Raw genomic sequence first — 3,499 nt, 5'->3', positions numbered from 1 at the left:
CCTGGTCGTGCCGCAGGCGCCCGAGCCGGCGCCCCCCGCGCCCGCGCCCCGCGCCCCCGGCGCCGGGGGGTCCGGCGGCTCGAAGGGCTCCGGTCGCGAGGCGGCCCTGCCCGAGACCGGTGAGCGGATCACCGCGGCGAGCCCCGAGCCGGAGGAGGACGAGCCCACGGTCGGGTCGTCGCGCGCGGAGCCGGGCCGCCGCCTGGGCCCGGTCGTCGCGGCGGCCGCCGCCGTGGTGCTCGTCGCCGGAGTGGGCGGCTACCTGGGCCTGCGCTCGGTCCCCGACGACGGCCCGGTCAAGACGGCCGGCGCCTCGGCCACGGGGCCCGCCGCCGCGTCCGCGAAGGACTCCGCGCCGGCGACGTCCCCGGCCGCGCCGTCGGCCTCGGCGTCTTCTTCGGCGTCCCCTTCGGCGTCGCCGCCCGCCTCCCCGTCGGCGACTCCCACCCAGCCCGCGTCGCCCACCCCCACCGAGGCCAAGCCGTCCGATCCGGCCGACGCGCTGCCCAAGGGCTGGCACATGTACAAGGACAAGAAGATGGGCTTCTCGGTCGGCCTGCCCAAGGGCTGGGACATCCACGTCCGCGAGACCTCCCACCGGATCACCTTCCGCGGCCCGGGGGCGGGTCCCAAGTCCTATCTGCTGATCGAGGAGTCGCCGAACCCCGGCTCCGACCCGTACAAGGACTGGAAGAAGCAGGAGCGCACGGCCAAGTACAGCTTCGGCGGCTACAAGAAGCTCAGCATCAAGCGGGTCGACTACCAGAAGTCGGCCGCCGACTGGGACTTCACCTGGAACGCCGACTCGGGTCCGTCACGGGTGCGCAACCGGGGGTTCATCACCGACAACGGCCGCGCCTACGCCATCTACTGGCACACGCTGAAGAGCCGCTGGAAGGAAGACCTGCACTTCTTCGAGGGCTTCTGCGCGACGTTCAAACCGCGCAAGTAGGCTTCCCGGCGTGAACAGGGAGGTCGGCGGGCGCTACCGCCTCATCGAGCCGCTGGGCGAGGGCGGCATGGGGGTGGTCTGGCGTGCCCACGACCGGCTCCTCGACCGTACGGTCGCGGTCAAGGAGGTGCGCTACACCGGCGTCGGCGACGACAAGCGGGCCGACCTCAACCGCCGGACCATCCGGGAGGCCCGGGCGGCGGGCCGCCTCGACCACCCGTCGGTGGTGGTGATCCACGACGTCGTCGAGGAGGACGGGCGGCCGTGGATCGTCATGCAGCTCGTCCCGTCGCGGTCGCTGGCGCAGGTGCTCGGCGAGCAGGGGCCGCTGCCGGTCGAGCGGGTGGCGCTCATCGGCGAGCGGGTGCTCGGCGCGCTGCGCGCCGCCCACGCCACCGGCGTCCTGCACCGCGACGTCAAGCCCGAGAACGTGCTGCTCGCGCACGACGGCCGGGTCGTGCTGACCGACTTCGGCATCGCCACGCTGGAGGCCGAGCCGGGGCTGACCGCCACCGGCGGTCTCGTGGGCACGCCCGCGTACATGCCGCCCGAGCGGCTCAACGGCGAGCCCGCGCGGCCCGAGTCCGACCTGTGGTCGCTGGGGGCGACACTGTACGCGGCCGTCGAGGGCGCCCCGCCGTACCGGCGCGACTCGTGGGCGGCCACCGTCGCGGCCATCTTGCGCGACGCCCCCGCGCCGCCCGTCCGGGCGGGCGCGCTCACCCCGGTGATCATGGGGTTGCTGCACCGTGACCCGGCCGCCCGGATGCCGGCGGGCGAGGCGGCGCACCTGCTGGGGGTGATCGCCTCCGCCCGGGCCCACTCCGGCCGTACGGTGCCCGTGCCGGCGGTGTGGAGCCGTCCGCCCGCGCGGCGGCGGTTCATGGTGCCCGCCGCGATCGCCCTGGCCGCGGTCCTGGCCGCCGGCGGGACCCTGCTGGCGGTCCGCGCGACCGGCCTCGTGGGGCGGGACGGCGGTTCGTCGGCCCTGACGGGCACGACCTCCGAGCCCACCGCGACCGCCGAGACGTCCGCCAAGCCGTCCTGGACGTCCGAGACGTCCCGGCCCCCCGAACCGTCCCAGGCCTCGGAACCGACGGCCACTCCCAGCAGGACGGCCGCGGTCGTGCCGGACGGCTGGCGTGTGTACCGGGACGGCGCGGGCGGCTTCTCCATCGCCGTCCCGGCCGGCTGGAAGGTCACCAGGAGCAGCGAGCGCGCCAGCGTCACCGTGCGCGGTCCCGGCTCCCCCGGTGCGTTCCGCGTCGAGTGGACCATGCCCGAGGGGGTGTGGCGCGGGCCTGCACAGCACTGGAAGTCCCTGGAGAAGGAGATCACCGACAGGGCGGAGTTCCCCGGGTACCGCCGGATCGGCATCGAGCCGGCCACGTTCCTCGGACGGCCGGCGGCCGACTGGGAGTACACCTGGCGGCGCGACGGGACCCTCCTCCATGTGCTCAACCGCGGATTCCGCCCGGCCGCGGGCCCGCCGTTCGCGCTGTACTGGGAGGCGCCCGACTCCAGGTGGAGCCGCGACCGCCGCTACTTCGACATGTTCGTCGGCAGCTTCGCCCTCCGCTGACACCCGGTCTTTAATCCGGCGATGAGTGTGCTTGGGAGGGGCTTTATCGGGTAGGCGGCCCGCATGTCCGAATCAGCGGTAATGGTCGGTGGACGATACCGGCTGCTCAGGACCATCGGCCAGGGCGGCATGGGAACGGTCTGGCACGCTCACGACGAGGTGCTCGGCCGTGACGTGGCCGTGAAGGAGATCCACCCGCCCCCTGACCTCAATGGGCCGGAGCGGGACGTCTTCAGCGTGCGCACCTTCCGCGAGGCGCGGGCCGCCGGGCGGGTCGCGCACCCCGGTGTGGCGGCCGTCTACGACGTGCTGGAGGAGGGCGGCCACCCGTGGATCGTGATGCAGCTCGTCCGGTCGCGGACGCTGGGCGAGCTGGTCCGCGACGAGGGCCCGCTGCCCCAGGCCCGGGTGGCGGAGATCGGCCTGCAGCTGCTTGAGGCGCTGCGCGCCGCGCACGCCGCGGGCGTCCTGCACCGCGACGTCAAGCCGGACAACGTGCTGCTCGCCGAGGACGGCCGGGCGGTGCTGACCGACTTCGGCATCGCCACCACCGAGGACGAGGCGCCCGTCACCAGGACCGGCATCCTCGTCGGCACGCCCGCCTTCATGGCGCCGGAGCGGGCCGCGGGCGGCCAGGCCGTGCCGGAGTCGGACCTGTGGTCGCTGGGCGTCACTCTGTACGTGGCCGTGGAGGGCCACTCCCCCTTCCAGCGGGCGCACGCGCTGGCCACGCTGGGCGCCGTGCTGCACTCCGAGCCGCCGCCGCTGGCCCGCGCGGGCGCGCTCGGGCCGGTGCTGCTCGGGCTGCTGCACAAGGACCCGGCGCGGCGGATGAGCCTGGACGAGGCGCGGTGGCGGCTGCACGCGGTCGTCGCGGGCAACGCGCCCGAGCCGACGGCCCCGGTCGCCATCCCGGCGGGCGGCCTGACCGGCCCCGGCGCCGCCGCCGCCCTGGACGCGCCCCC

2 protein-coding genes and 1 pseudogene are annotated in these 3,499 nt (G+C 75.2%); all 3 read left to right on the top strand.

The annotated features are described in order from the left end of the window. Nucleotides 1-952: pseudogene (locus AB0H81_RS44305) on the top strand (hypothetical protein); the annotation flags it as partial. 10 nt (nucleotides 953-962) lie between these two features. Further along, a complete protein-coding gene (locus AB0H81_RS44300; protein ID WP_358388395.1) occupies nucleotides 963-2,534 on the top strand; it encodes a serine/threonine-protein kinase in 1,572 nt (523 codons plus the stop codon). Between the two features lie 81 nt (nucleotides 2,535-2,615). Continuing rightward, nucleotides 2,616-3,499 (top strand): serine/threonine-protein kinase (locus AB0H81_RS44295; RefSeq protein WP_358388392.1); only part of this gene is annotated, 884 nt, incomplete at its 3' end.

This window comes from Nonomuraea sp. NPDC050691, from assembly GCF_040654455.1.
GTDB lineage: Bacteria > Actinomycetota > Actinomycetes > Streptosporangiales > Streptosporangiaceae > Nonomuraea.
This window is presented reverse-complemented; position numbering and strand designations above follow the sequence as displayed.